This is a genomic window from Amycolatopsis pigmentata, from assembly GCF_042684065.1.
In the GTDB taxonomy this organism is placed as follows: Bacteria; Actinomycetota; Actinomycetes; order Mycobacteriales; family Pseudonocardiaceae; genus Amycolatopsis_E; species Amycolatopsis_E pigmentata.
Genome location: NZ_JBHUKR010000042.1, coordinates 1 through 1,998, shown reverse-complemented (window position 1 = coordinate 1,998; position 1,998 = coordinate 1). Strand labels below are relative to the sequence as shown.

Genomic DNA, 1,998 nt, shown 5'->3' with positions numbered 1-1,998 from the left:
GTTTCGGAGTGCGTGGGTCCACGGAGTGGGGATCTTCGTCCCTCGCCAGGTGTGGCGTTCGATTTTCATCGAGTTGGGGTTGAAGAGTGTTACTCCGTTCGGCGCTGAACACCACTTGCTGTTTCTGTGGTAGCGTCGTTTGATCCACTTCCAGTGTTGGTTGGGGTGTTTGCTGCGAAGCCATTTCCAGACCCGATACCACAGGTAGCGTTCCAGGTCGTGGAAGGCGTCACTGGCTGCCCCGTGCCGGAAGTAGAGGGCCCACCCGCGAGTGATCTGATTTAACCTCGGAAAGAGAGTACTCGCGGGCTGGTTGATGGTCTGTTTACCGGTGGCTTCCTTGATCTTCCGTCGCACGTTGGTGACGGATTTCTTGGAAGGGTAGGAATATACGTACCTCCGGTCGCTTCCCCATTGGCGGTGCCGCTGGATGCGGACCCCGAGGAAGTCGAGTCCCTCATCGATGTGCACGACCTGTGTTTTCTCCGGGGCCAGCCGCAGGCCGATCTCGGACAGGACGTCACTGACCTCTTCCCACTGCGATTCGGCGTGGTCTCGGGTGCCGTTGACCAGGATCACGAAGTCGTCCGCGTACCGGATCAACCGGTAGGTGGCTCCTCCGCGCTGCCGGTAGCGGCGCCGGTTCCATTCGCCGCCGTGGGCTGCCCACCGGGCCTGGAAGTAATCGTCCAGGTGGGTCAGGGCGAGGTTGGCCAAAAGCGGCGATAGAATACCGCCTTGGGGAGTGCCTGAACGCGTGTCGTGTTCGATGCCGTCGGAGTCTAACAGTCCAGCTTTCAGAAAGGCTTTCACCAACGCCAATACCTTCCCGTCCCCTACTCGTTTCCGCAACCGGTCCATCAACGCGGTATGCGAGATCTCGTCGAAACAGGAAGCGATATCGCCCTCGAACACCCACTCATACCCGCAATGGGCATAGTGGCGGATGTCTTCGATGGCGTCCTGCGCGCGGTGGCCTGGCCGGAACCCGTGACTGAAGGGCGAGAACTCGACCTCCAGGATCGGCTCCAACACCAGTTTCAGGCAGGCTTGAACGACGCGATCTTCGACAGTCGGGATACCGAGGCTTCGTAGTTTCCCGTTGGCCTTCGGTATTTTCCGTTGTCGTACGGGAAGCGGCCGGAACGTGCGACCTTTGAGCCGTGCCCGCAGGTCTTCCAGGAACGCTTCCACGCCGCCCGCGGACGCTTCGATCGCTCGCGCTGTGCGCTTGTCGATTCCTGCCGTCCGTGCGCCTTTGTTCTCCCGGACCCGCCACCAGGCTGTCACCATGAATGCCGGATCCGCCACGAGGTTGAACAGATCATCAAACCGGCGACTCCGATCTGCCGTCGCCCAACTGTGCAGTTTCGTTTGAATACCCAGTACCCGCTTCCCTGCCCGATACGGGGCCGAAAGCATGGCGCCGATGTTCACCGGCGCGTCTTCTGGCATGACCACAACTCCATCCGCTGACTCGCTGCCGCCCTTCCCCATGTACGTGGCTTTCCCATGCTCGGAGTACTACGGCGGCTCCGTCCCACACCACAACCATCGGCAGGCAGTGTGCTTTCCCTACCCTGTCCCTGGCCGGGAAAAGGTGAGGGGATTGTGGTGTGGTTCCCATGTTCACTTGTTACCGATCGACGAGTGAGGCACCCAGCTGTACCCCGACGGCCCCCGCACCTCCACCGCAGACAATCGGCACGGGCTGCCCAACATCACAGGCCGTGATGCCAGGCGGATAACACTCCCTAAAGACTTCGTGTTATGCACCGCAATACCAGCCCTGATCCACCAGGTTTCGAGCCGGCTCCACATAACGGGGCGTCAACCGCTGATTCCTTGTGTATACCTTCTCGTCTCGCTCACCGGACCCGCACCATCTGGCAGTACTGGCACGTTCCGACTTTGTCAGGGCCGCTTGCTACCCAAACCCCAACACTCCCACCGGGATTTAGGCTGCCCTCAGCTTCACCCAACTGCTGCGACAGCCAG

1 protein-coding gene is annotated in these 1,998 nt (G+C 60.6%); it reads right to left on the bottom strand.

Annotated elements, in window-relative coordinates; translation table 11 throughout:
• On the bottom strand, positions 1-1,455 hold a 1,455-nt coding region (gene ltrA / locus ACFSXZ_RS41230), incomplete at its 3' end, for a group II intron reverse transcriptase/maturase (RefSeq protein ID WP_378272023.1).
• Positions 1,456-1,998 lie beyond the last annotated feature (543 nt).